The organism is Humiphilus diazotrophicus (genome assembly GCF_059726315.1).
The window spans coordinates 6,044,539-6,064,984 of sequence record NZ_AP040870.1 but is presented as its reverse complement, the minus strand read 5'-3'; the positions used below and the strand labels follow the sequence as shown (position 1 = coordinate 6,064,984).

14 protein-coding genes are annotated in these 20,446 nt (G+C 51.5%); 5 read left to right on the top strand and 9 right to left on the bottom strand.

Going from position 1 to position 20,446, the window contains the following annotated elements; all coding sequences use genetic code 11:
• Positions 1–33 precede the first annotated feature (33 nt).
• The 3 genes from ilvD to AC6I7T_RS24765 form a co-directional block, all read right to left on the bottom strand.
• Entirely contained in the window at positions 34–1,884 is a 1,851-nt protein-coding gene (gene ilvD, locus AC6I7T_RS24775; RefSeq protein WP_497790443.1) for a dihydroxy-acid dehydratase, read from the bottom strand.
• A gap of 135 nt (positions 1,885–2,019) precedes the next feature.
• A complete protein-coding gene (locus AC6I7T_RS24770) occupies positions 2,020–2,931 on the bottom strand; it encodes a nucleoside deaminase (protein ID WP_497790442.1) in 912 nt (303 codons plus the stop codon).
• Between the two features lie 113 nt (positions 2,932–3,044).
• A complete protein-coding gene (locus AC6I7T_RS24765) occupies positions 3,045–4,076 on the bottom strand; it encodes an aldo/keto reductase (protein WP_497790441.1) in 1,032 nt (343 codons plus the stop codon).
• A 179-nt stretch (positions 4,077–4,255) separates the two neighbouring features.
• Between AC6I7T_RS24765 and AC6I7T_RS24760 the strand changes: the two genes are divergently transcribed.
• The gene (locus AC6I7T_RS24760) at positions 4,256–5,428 is read left to right on the top strand and encodes an iron-containing alcohol dehydrogenase (RefSeq protein WP_497790440.1); all 1,173 of its coding nucleotides are present in this window, start codon (positions 4,256–4,258) and stop codon (positions 5,426–5,428) included.
• A 92-nt stretch (positions 5,429–5,520) separates the two neighbouring features.
• Complete coding sequence (locus AC6I7T_RS24755; RefSeq protein ID WP_497790439.1) at positions 5,521–5,943, top strand: DoxX family protein; 423 nt, start codon at positions 5,521–5,523, stop codon at positions 5,941–5,943.
• 13 nt (positions 5,944–5,956) lie between these two features.
• On the opposite strand, the gene AC6I7T_RS24750 is transcribed toward AC6I7T_RS24755, so the two are convergent.
• The 4 genes from AC6I7T_RS24750 to AC6I7T_RS24735 all read right to left on the bottom strand — a co-directional run bounded on the left by AC6I7T_RS24750 (position 5,957) and on the right by AC6I7T_RS24735 (position 10,428).
• Complete coding sequence (locus AC6I7T_RS24750) at positions 5,957–6,973, bottom strand: hypothetical protein (protein WP_497790438.1); 1,017 nt, start codon at positions 6,971–6,973, stop codon at positions 5,957–5,959.
• Positions 6,974–6,976: 3 nt separating this feature from the next.
• Positions 6,977–7,315, bottom strand: coding sequence for a PadR family transcriptional regulator (locus tag AC6I7T_RS24745; protein ID WP_497790437.1), 339 nt, complete (start codon positions 7,313–7,315; stop codon positions 6,977–6,979).
• 115 nt (positions 7,316–7,430) lie between these two features.
• Complete coding sequence (locus AC6I7T_RS24740; RefSeq protein WP_497790436.1) at positions 7,431–8,999, bottom strand: ArnT family glycosyltransferase; 1,569 nt, start codon at positions 8,997–8,999, stop codon at positions 7,431–7,433.
• A 184-nt stretch (positions 9,000–9,183) separates the two neighbouring features.
• Positions 9,184–10,428, bottom strand: coding sequence for a hypothetical protein (locus AC6I7T_RS24735; protein WP_497790435.1), 1,245 nt, complete (start codon positions 10,426–10,428; stop codon positions 9,184–9,186).
• A 219-nt stretch (positions 10,429–10,647) separates the two neighbouring features.
• On the opposite strand from AC6I7T_RS24735, the gene AC6I7T_RS24730 reads away from it, so the two are divergent.
• The 3 genes from AC6I7T_RS24730 to AC6I7T_RS24720 all read left to right on the top strand — a co-directional run bounded on the left by AC6I7T_RS24730 (position 10,648) and on the right by AC6I7T_RS24720 (position 16,953).
• Positions 10,648–11,889, top strand: coding sequence for a carboxypeptidase-like regulatory domain-containing protein (locus tag AC6I7T_RS24730; RefSeq protein WP_497790434.1), 1,242 nt, complete (start codon positions 10,648–10,650; stop codon positions 11,887–11,889).
• Complete coding sequence (locus AC6I7T_RS24725) at positions 11,849–14,164, top strand: outer membrane beta-barrel protein (RefSeq protein WP_497790433.1); 2,316 nt, start codon at positions 11,849–11,851, stop codon at positions 14,162–14,164. Before AC6I7T_RS24730 ends, AC6I7T_RS24725 begins: the two co-directional genes overlap by 41 nt.
• A 239-nt stretch (positions 14,165–14,403) precedes the next feature.
• The gene (locus AC6I7T_RS24720) at positions 14,404–16,953 is read left to right on the top strand and encodes an amylo-alpha-1,6-glucosidase (protein ID WP_497790432.1); all 2,550 of its coding nucleotides are present in this window, start codon (positions 14,404–14,406) and stop codon (positions 16,951–16,953) included.
• A gap of 182 nt (positions 16,954–17,135) precedes the next feature.
• Here the strand turns inward: AC6I7T_RS24720 and AC6I7T_RS24715 are convergent, their stop codons facing one another.
• Together AC6I7T_RS24715 and AC6I7T_RS24710 are read right to left on the bottom strand one after the other, a co-directional pair.
• Positions 17,136–19,556 (bottom strand): glycoside hydrolase family 31 protein, encoded by a 2,421-nt coding sequence (locus tag AC6I7T_RS24715; RefSeq protein ID WP_497790431.1) that lies wholly within the window; start codon positions 19,554–19,556, stop codon positions 17,136–17,138.
• Positions 19,557–19,707: 151 nt separating this feature from the next.
• A complete protein-coding gene (locus tag AC6I7T_RS24710) occupies positions 19,708–20,352 on the bottom strand; it encodes a LysE family translocator (protein ID WP_497790430.1) in 645 nt (214 codons plus the stop codon).
• Positions 20,353–20,446: the final 94 nt, after the last annotated feature.

The following is a 20,446-nucleotide window of genomic DNA, read 5'->3' as shown; positions in this document are numbered from 1 at the left end:
TTCTCAGGGCCGTCGTTCATAAACGATATCGACTTATCGTTCGATTTGACTAACGTCGCGAACGCCTCCGCGCGATGCACTTGTTGCCAATGCGGCATAGACACGTAGCGCACTGGATACCTTACGCTCACGCGGTCCAGGCTTCCAAGCCCCGGCACCCTTAGCAACCATCGCTTCGCGTCTCTTAGTAAGTTCTGCCTCGGAGAGGCAAACACGAATCGTACGGTTGGGAATATCGATCTCGATCCGATCGCCTTCCTGTACTAAAGCCAGAGACCCGCCTTCCGCAGCTTCCGGCGAAATGTGTCCGATCGATAATCCCGAACTACCGCCAGAGAAGCGTCCGTCCGTAATCAAGGCACAGACTTTGCCCAACCCTTTGGACTTAAGATAACTGGTCGGATAGAGCATCTCCTGCATTCCCGGACCACCCTTAGGACCTTCGTAGCGGATCAAAACTACATCGCCGGGAACAATCTTGTCTCCGAGAATTCCTTGTACAGCCGCATCCTGGCTTTCAAAGATGCGTGCAGGCCCGGTAAAGGTCAGGTGCGCAGGATCGACTCCGGCTGTTTTTACGATGCATCCATCTTCGGCAATATTTCCATAGAGAACAGCCAGCCCGCCATCTTTACTAAAGGCATGATCAAGATTCCGAATCACACCGCTTTCCCGGTTCAGATCCAACTCCGGATAGCGAGCGCTTTGGCTGAAAGGAACAGTAGTACGGATTCCACCGGGAGCGGCACGATAAAACTCTTTTACTTCGGAAGACGCCGCACGCTTCACATCCAGCTTTTCAATCGCATCCCCCATAGTTGGAGAATGGACAGTATAGGTATCGCGATGAATCAGACCAGCACGATCCAATTCTCCTAGAATGCCGAAAATACCGCCTGCGCGATGAACATCCTCAACATGAACGTATGGAGTCGAGGGAGCTACTTTGCATAGATGCGGCACCCTCCGGGAGAGGCGGTCGATATCGGACATGGTGAATGGAACACCTGCCTCCTGGGCTGCAGCGAGAAGATGCAAGACGGTATTCGTGGAACCACCCATGGCGATATCCAGCGTCATCGCATTTTCAAAGGCAGCAAAAGAAGCAATACTGCGCGGCAGGACCGTGGCATCGTCCTTCTCGTAATAGCGCTTGGCTAACTCGACGATAGTACGGCCAGCTTGCTGGAAGAGCTTTTTGCGATCGGAGTGTGTAGCAACTACCGTCCCATTACCGGGAAGAGCCAGGCCCAAAGCCTCGGTCAGGCAATTCATCGAATTTGCCGTAAACATGCCGGAACACGATCCGCAGGTGGGACAGGCAGAACGCTCATACTCCTCAACCTCGGCGTCGCTCACCTTGGGATCGGCAGCAACGATCATGGCGTCGATCAGGTCGAGTGCCTTAACGGTATTTCCCTGCTGAATCTTGCCGGCCTCCATGGGGCCGCCGGAGACGAAGACCACCGGAATGTTCAAGCGCAAAGAGGCCATCAACATTCCCGGGGTAATCTTGTCACAATTCGAGATGCACACCAGCGCATCGGCACAATGAGCATTGACCATGTACTCGACTGAATCGGCAATCAGTTCCCGAGAGGGCAGACTGTACAACATGCCGTCATGCCCCATGGCGATGCCGTCGTCAACGGCGATGGTGTTGAATTCCTTGGCAACTCCCCCTGCCTTGGCGATCTCTTCAGCAACCAGCTGCCCTAGATCCTTCAGGTGAACGTGCCCGGGCACGAATTGTGTAAAAGAGTTGGCCACGGCAATGATGGGCTTCCCAAAATCGCCGTCCTGCATGCCGGTAGCGCGCCATAGGCTGCGTGCACCGGCCATATTCCGTCCATGAGTCGAGGTCTGAGACCGATAAGCTGGCATGCTATATATAGTACGACTTGGGCAGCTCCCTTCGTAGGGTTCCCCATCTACCCTCTGGAGGAATTGCTCAATGGGGCGCTAAATCCGTTAAAATCCGGCAGTTTCAGAACTTTCTAAAAGGCCCCTCCTTGTTTCCTAGGAAATGGGAGCAGACCTCTCGACATACAGATCAAGGCACTCCTGGCCAAGCACGCCAGGAATGACTTCGATGCAGGCAGGCGACTGATTCACAATCTCTTGGGCAGAGACTTGAATCCGCTGTTTCCCAATGGCCGCGGTCTCCGCAATGGAGGCACCAAAGACGATAGCGCTAATATTGGCCCAAACGGCCATGGAAGCGCACATCGGACACGGCTCACAGCTGGAAAACAGAACAACGCCCGACAGATTTCCATCTCCAAGAACTTTGGCGGCTTCGCGAAGAACATTCATCTCGGCGTGGAGGGAAGGATCACGCATCGTAATAGCCAAATCGTGCCCGCGAGCTAAGATTCTGTTTCCCAAGACGGCAACGGCGCCATATCCCTTATTACCCTCTCGACGAGAGTACCTTGCCTCTTCGATGGCAATCCTCATCATCTCTTCGAAAGGAATACGAATAATGCTTTCGCGGCAGTGGGCAGCGAAGGGGCGAATCTCCTCGTAGCTGCGTAAAAAGCGAAGCTGCGGATCGATTCGAGAGAGGAATGCCTGGGTGGATTTTTCATACGCTCCCCGGCAGACTTTCCTGGTATCCAGTCCGAGACGGCTACACGCCTCCAGCGTGGGACAGGGATTCTCCGATCTCCAATGAATCTCGCTTTCATTTTCAGAGAGGATTGGCAGATCTTCCGGCTTCAACCCCATATATCGAAAAAAGAGGGATTCGAAGGCATAACGAACGGTTGGAAAAGATTTCGTTTCTTTCTCAACAGCCTCTTGAGCATCCCACCATGCATTGCGTTTGGCGATTACCTCTCTTTCGATAATCGGCAATGTTTTATGGCTCAGGCGCTCAATTTGTAGCTGCACCAACTCAGAAAATGTCGGGCTTTGCGTAGGCATCATTGTAGTGTACGCTCACGCGATGGCCGGACATCCGGCGGTGGTGAAACGCGGCTTTCTCTAACAGAAAGCCGCTAAAACCTTGAGCTTTGGTCTACATCCTTAGGGATGTGGATCTAGCCTACGGGAAGAGGATTTCTTTCCGTAAAGGTATCGCGCTGATGCCAGTAAGGATAAATCGGAGTTTTTGCGCTTACTGCGTCCAGACGTTTTATCTGCTCCTCTGTCAGCTTCCAATCGGTTGAACCCAAGTTATCCCGAAGCTGTGCTTCATTGCGGGCACCCACGATAATGCTTGAGATAGTCGGTCTCTGCAGAAGCCAGTTCAGAGCAATCTGCGGAATACTCTTCCCCGTTTCCGTGGAGATTTGATCGAGGACATCCACGATACTATAGAGCTGCTCCATCTCTACGGGAGGTTCATAGGGAACACCAGCCTTAGATCTGCTTCCTTCCGGTAGAGGCTGATTGCGGCGAATCTTGCCCGTAAGCCTCGCTCCTGCCAACGGACTCCACACAATGGTTCCAACATTCTGATCAAGAGCTAGAGGAAGCAATTCCCATTCATACTCTCGCCCAAGCAAAGAGTAATAAGCTTGGTGAGATGAATAGCGAGGCAATCCATATTTCTCTGCAATTGCCAGAGACTTCATCAAATGCCATCCGGAAAAATTCGAGCATCCGATATAACGCACCTTTCCTGCTCGGATAAGCTCTTCCAGTGCACGTAATGTTTCTTCAATTGGAGTTAATGCGTCAAAGGCATGTAATTGATAAAGGTCAATGTAATCGGTCTGAAGACGGCGCAGGCTGGCTTCACAGGCACGAATAAGATGATGGCGCGATGTTCCCTGCCCGTTCGGACCAGGCTCTGTTCGAAAGCTTGCTTTTGTCGCAAGCAAAACTTTATCGCGATAGCGTCCAATGGCCTCACCCAAGATCTCTTCGGATAAGCCATCGGAATAGACATCTGCTGTGTCGAATAGATTCACCCCGGCATCGAAGGCCACGTCAATCAGACGACTCGCCTCACGAACATCCGTTGTCCCCCAAGCGCGAAAGAGCTCATTGCTACCGCCAAAAGTAGCAGTTCCCAGGCTGAGAACAGATACTTGGAGTCCCGAACCTCCGAGTTGCCTATATTCCATGTAACCTCACAAATGAAACTCTCTATTCAATGTAGTACGAAATAGAAAAAGTCTGGTCAAAGCTACTGGGGATCAAAACAACTACTGTTTATGTACTTTATGCAGAAAATCCTCCAGTACTAGCATCTTCAATTTATAGGTAGTATGGAATTTCCCTATTTTTTTGAGAGAAGGCGGCAATGCATCCTTTTGAATTCTCGACGGCGCAACAGATTCTCTTTGGACAAGGAAAAATTGGGCAACTTCCACAAATTGTCCGTCGCCACGGCCTTCGTCGCTGCCTGGTGGTCACCTCAAAATCCGCCACTCGGTTTCAATCCGTCATCGACCTTTTGACCGCAGCAAACATAGAGACAGTGCAATTCTCCGTTCCTACGGAACCAAGCATCCCCTTGGTAAGGGAAGGGCTGCAAAAGGCTAATTCCGCACAGTGTGATGGAGTAATTGCCATCGGCGGCGGTAGCGTCATCGACGCTGGCAAGGCAATTGCAGCCCTGATGCGCAATAGCGAAGATGTAATGGAGTATCTTGAGGTCATCGGAAAGGGAAAACCAGTCCAAAACCCCAGTGCTCCCTGGATTGCCATCCCAACGACCTCCGGAACGGGTTCCGAGGTAACACGCAATTCCGTACTCTACTCGCCCGAACACAAAGTCAAGGTCAGCCTCAGAAGTACAGCCATGCTGCCGGTCGCTGCCATTGTCGATCCCGACCTGACGCGTGAGTTGCCGCCTCAACAAACGGCATGGAGTGGAATGGATGCGCTGACGCAATTAATTGAGCCTTACGTCTCCTCACGTGCCAATTCTGTTACAGACGCACTGTGTCTCGAAGCGATCCCTCTGGCGGCTTTAGCTCTTCCCATTGCTTTTCAAGACGGGGATGATATCGAATCCCGTACAGAGATGGCTTTAGCCAGTCTGTTTGGAGGACTCGCGCTGGCGAATGCGGGTCTGGGAGTAGTCCACGGATTCGCCGGGCCGTTGGGCGGAATGTTCGATGCTCCTCATGGCGCTATCTGTGCAGCGCTCCTCCCCTATGGCATGGCCGCCAATATTGCGCATTTGGAATTAACCAAGAACTCCGATCCGACCGCAAACAAGATCCTCGACCGCTACCGGGTCGTTGCCCGCCACTTGACTGGGAAAGAAGGAGCTGAACCCAAAGATGGAGTCATCTTTGTCGAAAAGCTCATCCGAGAGTTGGAGATTCCGCCGCTACATCACTTCGGGATGAAAGAAACCGACGCAGAAGAAGCTGTACACAAAGCAATGAACTCCAGCAGCATGAAGGCAAACCCTGTAGTCCTGACCAGTGATGAACTTCGCGAAGTTTATTTACGCGCCTTATAAGAGGTACGTACTCACTTCAGCCTGCGCAGCATAACTCTGCCAAGGTATATTAATTCCGACTGGCAGAAACGAACTGTACGGAGAGCAGTGTCATGGGCATTCTCAGGAAAGCGGGAACGACCTCGGCTCCATCCGCCGTCATTCTTATCCGAATTGTCGTCGGCTGGGTTTTCTTTTCAGAAGGCATTCAGAAGTTTCTCTTTCCGGCGGCACTTGGCGTAGGTCGTTTCGCCAAGATCGGAATTCCTCATCCTCAAGCTCTGGCACCCTTCGTAGGCGTGGTAGAAATCCTCTTCGGCGCAATGCTGGTTTTCGGCATCGTCACCAGATTGGCGGCAATCCCCCTGCTCATCGATATTTCAGTCGCTATCTGGCTCACGAAAATTCCACTCCTGGCAAAGCAAGGATTTTGGGCTATGGCTCATGAAGCTCGAACCGATTACTGCATGCTCTTCGGACTATTATTCCTGCTTATTGTCGGGGCGGGCCGTCTCTCTTTCGATGCCCAATCCTGATTCATGCACTAAATTACATTTTCATGGCTAAGAACTTGGTATTACCTCGAAGAGAGTCAACCAACACCTTGCCTGCATCCCAGAAAAAGTGAAGAGAGACAATCACTGTTACAATCTTGAGACTGATTCGGACTCCATCGTTAAGGCTTCTTGTAGCTTCTCGAAAATGGCCAGCATCGACTCCGGAGGTTCCCACGATAGTGAAAAATTCGGGAGCTTGAACAAGGATGCAGAGAATAACAAGGCCAAGCAGCCTGAAGAATATATCTGTGACAGCACGCGGCCATCTCCCGGCGGAGGGGAAAAGGTAGATACCCTTCACCAGCAGATGCGCAAAGAGTAGAGACATAAACGGCCAATAAAGCGTATGCCAGATTGCAGCCGGATGTATCGGCCCACCTTTCAAATATTGTGCTCCCGGCCCTAACAGCAGGTATGAATGAAAAGGAACCAGAAACATCCACAGCGTAAGGATAAGCATCAGGATGAACTCCTGAATTGGACGCTGGCAACCCCTCTGCGGCTTCGGCTCCAGCTGAGGTAGAGTACGCGGATCCCAATTATCGAAACAATTTATCTTGATGTTGTATTGGGTAATTGCGATCTCGACAGCAACAAATGTCAGCGTCACCCACGTCGCTGCCATCCATAGCACTCTTGGAATCCCAAATATAACTTGAATGGCACCAGCCATAGTCGGGTTTCCGGCAACTAACGAAACCACATTGACTAATACATAGACAGCTGTGGCAAAGACCAGAGTCAGCTTGAGAGTGAACAGGTAGAACGGGAAAATAGCTGGTCCAATCAAAGACTGATGAGGCAGGTAACGGACGGCAACGACCAAAGGATGACCATGTTGCTTCAATAGAGCTGCCAACTCGTCCTCAGCCAAAGGGCGCCCTAGCTCTGTCTCTCGATCTTCCATCTGCGAGAGGAGATTTTCAGAAAGCTCTTTGACGATGTCTTCCTGTTGCCGCTTGGGCAAATACTTCCGAATGGCCTGTAGATAACGTTCGAGAAGTTTCATCGTTTACACCTCCTGCAGAATCCGGCTCAAAGATCCATTGATGCTTTGCCACTCTGCAAGCAGTTGATTGAGGATCTTCTCTCCATCCGGCGAAAGCCGATAGAAGCGCTTATTTCGCTTGTCTTCTTCGCGCCATTCGCTAAACAGCAGTCCTTGGCTCTCAAGCCTGCGAAGCAATGGATAAAGCGTATTTTCTTCGATCGACAAGCCGTGGTCGGCTAGGTCCTTCCGCAGCGTATAACCGTAGTGCTCCACTCTGAGCTGAGAGAGCACTGCCAGAACCAGACATCCACGTCTTAGCTCCAATCGAAGGTTTTCAAATAGATCTGCACTAACCGTCATACTGTGTATAGGACACCGTGTCAAACACACTGTATGTCACACAGTAAAATACGTCAATAGATTTTCTTTGGATTTCGTAAGTCAAATGATTTGTTTAAGATCCAGCTCCCGAGCTCTAGTCCCAAGACTTAATCTTTGGCCAGATCGACGCAAGCGATCCGAACTTCGGACCTTTACAAAGGAAAACAGGAACCTTGTTCTCCAATGCATAAGGGCTCTCCGACCTTCCAACAAACTCCACCTGAGAAAACAGCTGCTCCAGACGTTTCTGCCTATCGCCAATCACAATCATGCAGTTTCCGGAATAACCTCTCGGACCCCATAAATAGTAGGTCTGATGCCCACTGAGTGCAGGTGGTAATCCATACCGTGGTCCGAAGAAATCGACAGCACCGGCCTGTCCGTAATCCTGTGCAAAGATGCCGCAATCGCTCCTCTCTTGTGGAGGAATTCGTAACCAGGCTTGATCCACAACAGAAACAAGCTCCTCCCAACCAAACTGATCTGCATAGTGCTGTGGCAGGACTGCAGACATGTGACTGTGCTCGCTTCTCGGAAGCTGGATGGGGAGCTTATTCATATACACAATGAACTGATTGATCGAGAGTATGGGGACCACTATCGGAGCAAGCAATGCACCCGCCACCAAAAGGATCGCAAGAATTGCCGGCTGAAGCCATCGTTGCCTTGATCGTTCAACAGCATCTTCGATCACAACCGCACCAGCTGCAATCAGCATGGGGTAGATCGGTGCAAGATAGTAATTTTTCCCCTTCATCACGATAAAGATGGTGAGTGTTATCAAGTAACTCCAACCGAGAAACCGATAAAGACGAAACCTCGGAGAAAACAGCAGTGCAACAACTCCGGTGATCCAGACCAATGATCCAAGGGGATGCAATAACAGAAGCTGCTGGGAAAGATATTGCAACGGTGAAAGATGCACATCTCTACCACTGGCCCTGATGTTGTGCATCAGCTCCAGAAAGGGCCAATGATTACGAACATTCCAGAGAAAATTTGGTAGAAATACAAGGAAGGCGGCCAAGCCACCCATCCAGATCCACTTGTTCAGAAAGACCCGCCGCTGCTTCGTGAGCATTAACCCGAGGACAAGTCCCAAACAGAAGAAAGCGATTGAATACTTCTCTTCCAATCCGATACCGGCTATGACGCCGAACCAAAGCCAATCGCGCGAATTGCCGGTTTTGATTGCCCGGATGGCAAAATAAACGCAACCCATCCAGAGAGTCGGTTCGAGGCAGTTGGTTGTCAGCATGCTCCCATCGGAGAGATACATGGGAGCAATCAAGAAGGTGACAGCACTCAGTAATAGAGCAAAACTTCTACCGCCTAGTTGACGAGCGATCATGCCTGTCAGAACAACGGCAGACGATATGGCCAGCGCAGGAACAAATCGAATACTGCGCAACGAATCGCCGAGTATCCACTCGCTCACACGCGCTAGAAACGGGATCAGAGGCGGCTGGTCGACATAACCCCAGGCAAGGTGACGTCCACACGCCAGATAGTCAAACTCATCGCGAAAATATCCATATCTGTTATTCCAGATGCAGTGCAAGATAAGCTTGCCCAAAGCGATGGCGACAACCCAAACCATCCCTGCAGCGAAGAAGTTCTGCCTGACACTATCAGCCGAAATCTCCGGCTTGTTTGCGTTCATACTGGATAGGCCGCTCGTCATGCGCAACATCATGGACGAAAAAGCCCAAAATGTCATGTACGGAGGGACAAACGGGCCGAAGCCGGGGACGAATTAGCAGCTCAGCAGGCTGTTATAAGCAGCCCTGGAGATGGGGGACCGAAAGAAAGGGAGGTGCGGACTTAGGTGTTGTTCTTCTGTAATGCTAATGGACACGAATAGAAATCAGCTTGGTTTGCAGCGGGACTCCACCGCTGAGGGTGACTTCCAGCAACGCTTCAAACGGCCGGGCGGTATTTCCGTTTGTAACCGCTGCTTGTATAAGAGCTGCAGATTCCGGATGGCAGGCAAACTCCACAGCCGCCTGCGTCCCAAGCGTCGTGAGACCACTAAAGATCAAGAGCCGACGTCCCTGCTCGACAGCGGGTAGCAATGCGATGATCGCATAGTCCTTTGTCATCGGATGCTCAGGCCGGGAATATAGAGCTGGCTCTCCCGATAATGGATGATGATTTACGAATCCGGCAGAATCCGGGCTTGCAACCATGGTGAAATCCGAAGTTGTAGGCAGAACCTTCAACGAGGGATTTTCGGCAGTCGATCCTATAAAGATAAGATTCTTCCAACGCGCCTCATCCCAGGTAACGAGCAAACTCCGCTTCAGCACAAAGTCGGCATGATGGGCATCAAAGAGCTGAGTCAACTCATGTACCGCAACCACCTCACCGGTTCCGGTGTAGTTGTCGACAATGGGCCCATCCGTTTGGGAGCTTCGCTCAGCCATATTGGAGGCATAACGTAGACCGTTTTTCGAATCACCGGTGAAAAGCGCGTTGCTGTAAATCACCAAAGGAGGATCGCCGGTGAGAAAGGGCTTCCAAAAACTCTCATTCCCGATTGCCGCGGTATTTCGATGAGAAAGACGCACGCCGAGAAAAACAATCGCAACCAGAGCTACCAGACATCCAAGACCGGCAAGGACCAGTATTGGATATTTTCTTAATGGCTCCCGATGCAGCACTTCTATCTCTACGGGTAATTCGTTTGCAGCGGCCGGGTCCAGGGCGGCCTCCGTTACAGAGCCCCGCGAAGCAGCAGATGAAGAAGAATGGCGGAAGACCGGCAGGTAATGACCTTTGGGAATCTCGATTACGAGATCCTCGGCCATGCCCTCTTCGGAAAAATACGCAGCTAGCTTGAGCCGAAGGAGCCGGGCCTGACTACGAACAATGCTGTCTTCGCTTGAATTAAATCCGGGCTCTCGTCGAAAGACGCGGATACCTATCTGCTGCTCTGTTGCCTCTTCCGGCGCTTCCCTGATCGCGCAATCGGTCACATACAGCAGAAATTCCTTCAATCGTGCAGAGGCGCGAAAGTGACGGCTGACAAGTATGCGTTGAACTAGCTGTCTACGCGGATCATCCATCACATCAAGGTCTTGCTTATGCACTGGAAGACACCTAGCCATCCGTTAAAGATTCTTTCACACGGCATTTCACGGGTCAAATCTCGGTGAACACCGTAGTCAACCGTGCTAATGGAAGAGGAGTCTTGACGGCGGTTCACCACCAATCTGGTATGCCTACATCACAGGCACAAGCAGGTGAACTCAATTGAGGTTCTCGCATGGCAGAAAAACGATCCGCGAAAACTTCCTGGAGGCAGTCTCATGTTGAATGGCAGACGAGTTTCCTTGCTGAGAATGGCGTTGATGGCAGTAGCCGTCGTCTTTCTACTCAGCGGAGGATACCGACTCAAAGCCCAAGCGGTATATGGGTCTATTTACGGAACAGTCACCGATAATTCAGGGGCGGTAATCCCAAGTGCAAAAATCACGGTAAAGAATGTCAACAAGGGCACACAACAAACGACGCAATCCAATGAGTCAGGCAACTGGAGTGTAGATCATCTTATCCCCGATCTTTACGACGTCACTATAGAAGCAGCCTCTTTCAACTCGGGAGAATCCAAGTCCATAGACCTGCATGCAGATACGGCACAAAAGGTCGATGTCGCATTAACCCCGGCAGGTTCTACACAAACCATTCAGGTCCTGGGGACCAGCACTCCGACTCTGAAGGTAGACCGTGCGGATGTGGCCGAAGTTCTGAATCAACGTTCTATCCAGAACCTTCCAAACCTGAACCGAAACTTTACGCAATTTACGCTGCTGACTCCTGGAGTGCAGCATTCCACATTCAACATTCAAGGACCGGAGAACCCACAAGGAACGACATCGGTCACAACCAACGGTTCCAGTTACGGCGTACAGGGTTGGTTGCTAGACGGCACCGACAATCGTGAGCCGGTGTTGGGCATCATTGTCATCAATCCCACACTCGACTCCATCGGCGAGATGAAGATCACATCGTCGAACTACGACGCCGAATTTGGCGGCTCAGTCGGCGGCATTATCAGCGCTCAAACCAAATCCGGTACAAACGATCTGCATGGCGATGCATTCTTTTACCGCCACAGCGATGCCCAATTGGCACGTAACCCCTTTACACAGTCGGCACGAGATGCTGTGACAAATCGCTTTATTCCCAGTTCACTCTTTGGACAGTTTGGAGGAGCTCTTGGTGGTCCGATCATAAAGAATCGCACCTTCTTCTTTATGGATTACCAGGGAACACGACAACGAGTTGGCACGAGCCAGCTTCTCTCTGTCCCGACGCAGCAGGTTCGGAATACCTGTCTTCTGGGAACGGGTACATGCGACCTGAGTCAATATGTCGGCACCGGTTCCATCTATGCCCGTTCGGGCAGTAGCGGACCATATACGCGTTATGCCAACGGGCGCATTCCGACAACTGCCCTGTCACCCCAGGCAATCAACTTGCTCAAGCTGCTCCCTGCACCGAATACGAATGGGACCGCTTACCCAGAACAACTACCAAGTTTCAGGTAACGGTAAAAGCGACAGCGATCAGGCAGATCTTCGCCTGGATCATCAACTAACGGACAAGACTCACCTCTTTGGCCGTTACGACTATGCTCTCTTCCGGCTTCAAGGCGGAGCTGCCTTTGGCCCCGGTGGAGGTATAGGCTTTGGACTCACCAATACAACAGGAACCTCGCAGGTACAGAATCAAAGTGCTGCGCTAGGCATGGACTGGGCAATTAGTCCAACAGTCTTGACCGACCTTCGTTTTGGCTTCCTTAGCTATCACGTATCGGAAAATAAACTCTCGGCAGGAACAGCACCGGCCACAGCTGCAGGCATTCCAAACCTGAATAGTGCTCCTGACAGCTCGGGGCTTCCAACACTCAACATCACCGATGGCAGCATAAGCAACTTCGGAAACCAGAATTGCAATTGCCCTCTATTGGAGAGCGAACAGGTCTTTCAACTCGCCAACAACTGGACAAAGATCGTTGGCAATCACACCTTCAAGTTTGGCGGAGACGTCCGCTACGCACTCAACCTTCGCAATGCAAGCGACAATAACCGCTCGGGAGTATTGACCTTCAGCAACAGTTCAACCGCTCCCGATGCCTCAGCCGGAGACACAACCTCCAGCGGACTAGGACTCGCTACTCTCCTGTTAGGACAGGTTTCACAGTTCCAGCGATATGACGTCTATCAGCAAAATGCTGCCAATAGACAAAAGCGTCTTGCGTTGTACGCGCAGGATTCCTGGCGACTGACACCAAAGCTCACGGTGAACTATGGTGTCCGCTGGGATTTGATCTTCCCTGAAACCGTAAATGGAAATGGAAGAGGTGGTTTTGCCTCTCTGGCCTCCGGTGGAGTGCGTGTCGCTGGAGTAAATGGCATTGGATCCAATGGCAACGAAAGAATGGATTACACAAATCTGGCGGGACGTCTGGGATTTGCCTACCAGGTACGTCAGAACACAGTAATCCGCGGCGCAATCGGGCAGGTCTACGATAACGTCGGCTTCTTCGGTACTCTTTTCGGAAGCGTCCTTACACACAATCTTCCAGTTCTGAATAACGAAGACGTAGGTTCCACCAGCGCCGTTGGACAATTTCCCTATACACTTACCACGCTGCCGGCCAAGCCCGCAGCTCCATTTGTTCCTTCCAACGGGATCATTCCGCTCTCAAACAGTTACAGCCCGCAATTTCGCCCAGAACGGATTCAGCTTCCTCTGGTCGATCAGTGGAATTTGACCCTGCAACAACAACTCTCCAACACGACGACGTTTGAGATTGCGTACGTAGGAAATCATGCGGAACGCATCTATCCTGGAGAAACCTATGGGTACGACATGAACGCACCCAGATTGCCAGCATCTCCAGCGCAGCTTACCAATACTTCTGCTCGCCGGCCTTACTACAACAAGTTTTCCTCTTTCTACAACGGAGCAACAGTTGTTTGCTGCAGTAATGGAATGACCTCGGCGGCTCCCGCTGCAAACTCGAATTACCATGCACTGCAAACAAAATTCGACAAACGCTTTGGAAACGGTCTGCAATTCAATGCCAACTACACCTGGTCAAAGGCGATGAACTACGCTAATGACGCAGTTTTTGCGAATTATCCGAGCCTGAGTTACGGAAGGAATGATACAAACCGCACGCATGTGTTTGTGCTCAGCGGGCTTTATCAGCTTCCCTTCGGCAGAGACAAGATGCTCTTCTCCCACGCAAGCCGGTGGATGGACTATCTGGTCGGCGGATACAGTCTGACAGGAGCAACTACCTGGGAAAGTGGACGTCCCTTCACGCCTACCTACGCCGAATGCGGCTCCGACCAGGACGTCGATAGCGGATTTGGCAGCCCCGGAGTCAGTAGCGACTGCCGTCCAAACAAGGTGGTCAACTCCAATCCTTTAACCAGCGTCGGATCGCTAGATCCCAATACACATTCCAGAAGCTTCTTCTCGCCGGTAGCACCTCTTACCGCGAATGGAGCAGTTTCGGGGACATTTGCCCGTCCGGCTTTTGGCACAATTGGCAATATCGGACGCAACTCCTTTACCGGTCCGCGGGACTATTACGCTGATCTTGCGTTGATTAAGGACATTCCTATTACCGAAAGAGTCAGAGGACAGTTCCAATTCCAAGCCTTCAACGTCTTCAATCATCCGGCATTGGATATCCCAACAGCGGGAAATGCACGGTGCATTGATTGCTCTGCAGGTGGTGTCATCACCTCGCTGGAGAACAATTCCTCGATGCGCCAGCTACAATTTGCCGCACGATTCACCTTCTGAAGTACTTGATAGAGCGAGGCTATTCAAAATTATGGATAGCCTCCCTCCCTTTCTTTCTATATAGTTCTTTTGCCTTCCCGTCGACGCTAGAGCATTTCTCCTGTAGGTGTAGAGGGAAGCACGAAGACTGGCGCGTCTTTTCCGTCAAGAAAAGACGCTCTTAACTGTTCTCCGTGACTTCACAGCAACAGGAGAAATACTCTAAGTCCGGGAACCTTCTGTGGGGGAAATACAATTCCATGATTACGATCCGCACGAGTGCCCTGCTCCGTCCTCGTGTCTCTCGACTCTTCCGCGTCTTCGCTACAACAGCATTCGTCTTCGCGGGAATAGGCGTAAGCGCTCAAAGCCTTTCTCCCGTTCCGCGATTCCCTCTCTCCCAGGGAACACTCAAAATAGAACGCAACGTACAACCACGCTTTCCTTTTACAGTGGCCGGTGAAACCGGAGCAATCCTGGGAGAACAGGATGGCGGTTTTGAATTTTGGGCTCTTCCAACGAAAGTACTCAATGGATTTCACATCTCGGCCGAGCTCAAGGGATATGGTGTTCCAATCGATCTGAATAGGAATGCCGCTGAAATCGAGGTTCAACCCGATCACACGACTATTACCTACTCCCATGCCGCAATCACGGTAAAGCAGCACATGTTCGCCTCCCGGTCGGTGGACGAAAGCTCTCCGGGAGCAGTGGTTCTCTTCGAAATCTCATCTGTACAACCAGCCACTTTAACTTTCCAGTTCGAACCGGCACTGATACAACAATGGCCTGCGCCTCAATATGGACGCCCGTCTGCCAGCTGGATCAATTTCAGCGGTGGCGGTGGATTTTTACTGGCAACCGATAACACAAAAAACTACGGAATGGTAGCAATGCCAGGAGCTCATTCCGGGATCATGGCTCCGTATCAGGAACACCCTCAATCGCATCCGCTTCAACTTAAGATCGAGTTTGATCCAGCCAAGGACTCCAAAAGCTACTTCCCTCTTCTGATAGCTCTGCCTGACGGGAAATCAGACCTTAGCGAAGCAACAATCAAATCTCTCCAGCAAAAGATAGCCCAGGAAAACGCATCGATGGGGGCGATCTATAACAGAGTTCAGGAATATTATGCTCACTTCTTCGATAATCGGCTGACGACTGAAACGCCCGACACAAAATTCGATGAAGCCATGCGCTGGGCTGAAGTGGCAATCGAACAAACGAAGGTGAAACACGGTCAGGAACTGGGTCTGGTAGCTGGATGGTATCCGGCATGGGACTCTGCGCGCCCCGGCTTCGGATGGTTCTTCGGAAGAGACACTCTATGGTCGCTATACGCAATCAACAGCTACGGAGACCAGCCCCTCGCCAGGCAAGCCCTGGAGTTTATCTCCCAGCGACAGCGTGCAGATGGAAAGATCATGCACGAATATGCGCAGACTGCGGAACTGGTCGACTGGAACTCAATGCCTTATGAATATGCCGCTGCGGATGCTACTCCACTCTTCATCATGGCAATCGAGGACTATGTTCGAAACACTGGAGATCTTGGATTTCTGAAGTCGCACTGGGAAGCAGTCAAAAAAGCTTATTCCTTCGAACGCGCCAATGACAGTGATGGAGACGGAATTTATGACAACAGCCAAGGCACGGGTTGGGTGGAAGCATGGCCGCCCAAACTGCCTCACCAGGAGATCTATCTAGCGGCTCTCGATGCTCAAGCCACCACATGCATGAAAGGATTGGCGCAGTTGATGGGAGACACAACTCTCGCCAGCCATGCGGAAGATCAGGTGAAGGTTATCGCCTCCCGACTCAGAGACTATCGAACAACAAGTGGCATGTATGCCTTCAGCAAAAATTCCGATAGCTCCTTTGATCCCACTCCAACCATCTTTCCCTCTGTTGCGTGGTGGACGCGCAATTCAACGCTGGAGAGCGCCGATACGATGTTTGCCGATTGGGCTGGAAGTCATTTTTCGACAGACTGGGGAACGCGTTCTGTATCGGACAGCTCTGCAGTCTTCGATCCCATCAGCTACCATCAGGGTTCTGTCTGGCCTCTATTTACCGGCTGGGCGGCTCTGAGTGAGTATCGTACAGGGCGCGCACTCTCCGGCTACGCACATCTTATGCAGAATGCTGACCTCACCTGGGCACAAGATCCTGGATATGTAACAGAGGTGATTTCAGGACAATACTTTGAACCGCTCGGAAGAAGCAGCTCTCATCAGTTGTGGTCGTCGGCTATGGTGCTATCCCCAGCGATACGAGGCCTCTTCGGGATCGAAGCAGATGCGCTTCGCCACACGCTCTACCTGAAACCACAATTGCCAGCGCAATGGAATTTCGCGCGACTGAAACACGTACGTATAGGCAGCGAGTTAGTGAATATTGATATGGAGCGCAAGGATCGTCGGCTCGCAATCGATGCTGTAAGTGATCACGATATGACCCTCTGCCTGAATCTTCCCGAAGGAAAAAGCTGTGAAGAAAAACCACAAACCCATCATCGGCTGGAGTTGCCTCTATCTGTTGTGGAGTTGGGTTTAGAACATATGGCCCCAATCCCCGGAGAAAGCACCAGGGAGATGAAGGTTCTCGACCAGAAAATCACAGCAGAAAACCTGGTGGTCAAACTGGAAGCTCCAGCCGGAAGTACTCAGCGTTTGTATCTTCGCAATAACGGTAAGGGGCCGCTCCAAATTGACGGAGGAGAGCAACGGGGCAACTTTGTGCAAATTCAATTTCCGGAGGGAAACGGGTACCAGGCAAAGACGGTAACAATCGGATGGAAAAACCGATAGCAATTCTTGCGTGGTTACACCAGGAACGCAAGAAAGTTTACGCCGCTTTCCTCGAAAGAAAGCGGCACTCCTGGCATAGTAATGCTGGATTTGCTGCAGCCTAATCATTCATGAGGGGTGGCAGCTTCGCCCGCGAAGTTGGGCTAACCGCACACCCCTTGTAGAGATAACCTATTCGACAATTACATGGAAGCCTTCACCACCATGGCGGCTCCGTTATATTCAACCACCCGATCAAGATCTTCTGTAACCTGCTCGCCTGTTCCATGTCCTTCGCGAACAAATACGATATGGAAGGTTCGCTGCTGGGACATGGAAGAGAACGCTCCGCGTCGATCACCAATCGTCAGGAGTTGGCTGCCTTCGTCCCAAATAAAGGGGATTGTCGAATAGGCCCCCTTTTCATAGGCATAACTCTCTCCATCATCTTCATAGAGCGTGAAGGTACCGTTTGCTCCCCGATAGACGCGGATCTCTAGTGGACTGGGTGGTTGCTCCTGGGCATACTCGACAACTGCACCGAGTGGCAGAATCGATCCTGCTCGCACGTAGAGCGGCATAGTATCGAGAGGAGCCGCAGCATCGACTTCTCTGGCGGTCGTCTCCTTTTTTCCTGTCCAGAAGTTGTACCAATCCTTTTTCCCGGGGAAGTAGACTTTGCGATTTGTAGCCGAAGAAGTGACAGGATTCACAAGAATTGCCTGGCCAAACATATATTGATCGGAAATCTTCAGCGCCCGGCCGTCGTCGGGGAAATCCATTACCAGGGGCCTCATCATCGTCCCGCCATCATGGGTTACGCGCCAGGAGATGGAATAGATATACGGAAGGAAACGGTAGCGAAGATTGACATATCGCCTCCAGATCTCTTGAGTGCCTTCATCCCACTGCCAGTATTCCTTTCCAGCTCCTGTTCCATGCACCCGAAACATGGGACAAAAGGCACCATATTCAAACCACCTCGCGAAGAGTTCCTGATATGCAGGGTCCTTAGGATCTCCACCAAAGAATCCGCCTATATCGGTATTCCAGTAAGGAATGCCGCTCACAGAAAAGTTGAGCCCGGCAGGGATTTGCTTTTTGAAAACCTCCCAAGTTCCCTTGATGTCTCCGGACCAGGTAATTGCGGCATTCCGCTGTTGTCCTGCATAGGCTGAACGAGTAAGAATTGCTACTCGTTTTCGGTCTGTAGCTGCACGTTGCCCTTCATACACGGCTGTCGTGGTCATCAGAGGATAGGCGTTGTAGACAGCCTTCCCTTCTCCTCCAGCAGTAGGGACAGTCCGGAATTCTCCCCATTTGCCACCAAGCTCTGGCTCGGAAGCATCGAGCCACCATCCATCAAAGCCCGAAATATAGAGATGCTGCTTAATCTGGCGCCAATATATCTCCCGGCCTTTGGGACTAAAGGCGTCGTACCATCTTCCCTCTCCTTTGGGATAGACATTCTGATAAGTCTGCGGATAAAGAGCCCCTGCTTTATCCAGTTCCTCTGTATTTTGTAGTCCTAAATCAAATCTCGCCCACACGGATATCAAGACATGGAAATTGTCTCGATGAAGGAGATTCACCATCGTCGTGGGATCGGAATAACGACTGGGATCAAATTCGTGAGAGCCCCAACCTCCTGGCTTCCAGTATTGCCAGTCCTGCACAATTCCATCGATTGGAAGATTCAAGCTCCGGTACTTTGCGGCCACATCCAGCAGCTCTTGCTGCGTTGCATAACGTTCCTTGCTCTGCCAGAATCCCCAAAGCCATTTCCCCATCAAAGGAGCATCGCCGGTCAGCTTTCGGTATCCTTGAATCACATGATCCAGCAAGGGTCCGTAGAGGAAGTAATAGTCGACGGCCTTTCCAGCTTCGGAATTCCAGCTGACAAGCGATTCCTGCCCCTTGAGGCCAATAGCCACTTCCGTAATCGATGGATTATCCCAAAATATGCCGTATCCACGGCTGGAGATAAGAACCGGAATACCAACATCCGTGTTCTGCTGCAGGAGTTTCACCGTAGTTCCTCGATAGCTCATCAGCCCATCCTGATGCTGACCTAAGCCATAGATCTCTTCATCCGGCTGGAGGGAAAACCGTTGATGGACACCCTCCTTCTCCGGGGGAGAGGAAGGTCCTGGAGTAGCATTTGTTTCTTCTGCTGCTATCAACCTGCCGGTACGATCGAAGAAACGAATATTTCCAGTCTTCTTGTCAACTCGTACCTCCAGCATTTCAGTATCTAGCAACACCGAACCGGAGGAATCCTTCATCGTCCAGACAATGAGTCCTCCAGGTTTCGCTGTCACGCTCCAGCTCTGGGTTGAAGGCAAAGCCGACGCAGAAGTACGAAGTACCCGCACCACGGAATCTGACCAGACCTGCAGTTGCATCAGTCCCTGATTCAACGTCAACACAACCCCATCAGGCTGTTTCTGAACTTTTAGAACCGGCGCGGAAGCGGCCCAAAGCGGTGTTGATACCAACAACGCCATCGCCCAGAAATTCGCAGCACCTCGAAGGATGGTCCGGCCTAGAGAATGCCTCTCTCCCTCGCTGGCGAGTCTATATCTGTGCAGGAAATGCGCTAAAGGAACAGATCTTACGCTCATCGATCTTGAACCTCTCACATGCAACAGAAACTATACCGCGAAGATTAACGTCCGCGGCACTCCAGAGCCTGGAAGGGATATTTTTACCAACGCAGGAAAGCTCCAACCGACATTTCGTCCGGAGCTTTCTGCGCCGGTCATATCATATTTTTCAGCGATGCTTTAACGCCAACGTCAGTGTTCCGGCGGTGATGAGAGCACACCCGCCGGTGTAATGAACTTTCCTCTGTGCAGAGGCGCTAGCCAGTTTCCCGCCCAAGAAGCCTGCTAGAGACATATAAAGGGAGGCATTTGTCATCGCCAGAGTCACAAAGGTGATCAGGAGGATGACGGACTGCAATAGAAACGGACGATCTGCTGAAATGAATTGTGGAACAAAGGCAATAAAGAACAAAATGCTCTTCGGATTCAGAACCGTCACTGTCCAGGCACGGCCCAAGCGCTTCATTCCCGAAGGAGGCGTGTTCTTGGAGAAATCGCTTCCGCTCGCCCCCTCTTCCTCGCCATTACGCCGGGCGGCGAGAATCGACTTCACCCCAAGGTAGATTAAGTAGAGCCCTCCAACCGTCTTCATGACGGTGAAAGCCGCGGCAGAGGTCCGCAACAGGGCCCCGGCTCCGGCAAGAGACAGAGTCATTGCTGTTGCATCCCCTAGCCCTACTCCTAAAACAGTGCACCAGGCCTGCTGACGGCGGTTTGCCAGCGCATCACCTATTACCAGAAGGACAGTTGGTCCTGGAATCAGGACCAAGATGACAGAGGCTGCAACGAACGCAAGCCAAAGATGTATTGCCATGTGTTCTTCTCCTTAACCGCCGTTTCTTTCAGTTATCCACAAGTGGCAGGGAGCTGGCAACAGAAATGCTCAAGCACCCGGAGGTATTCAGTCG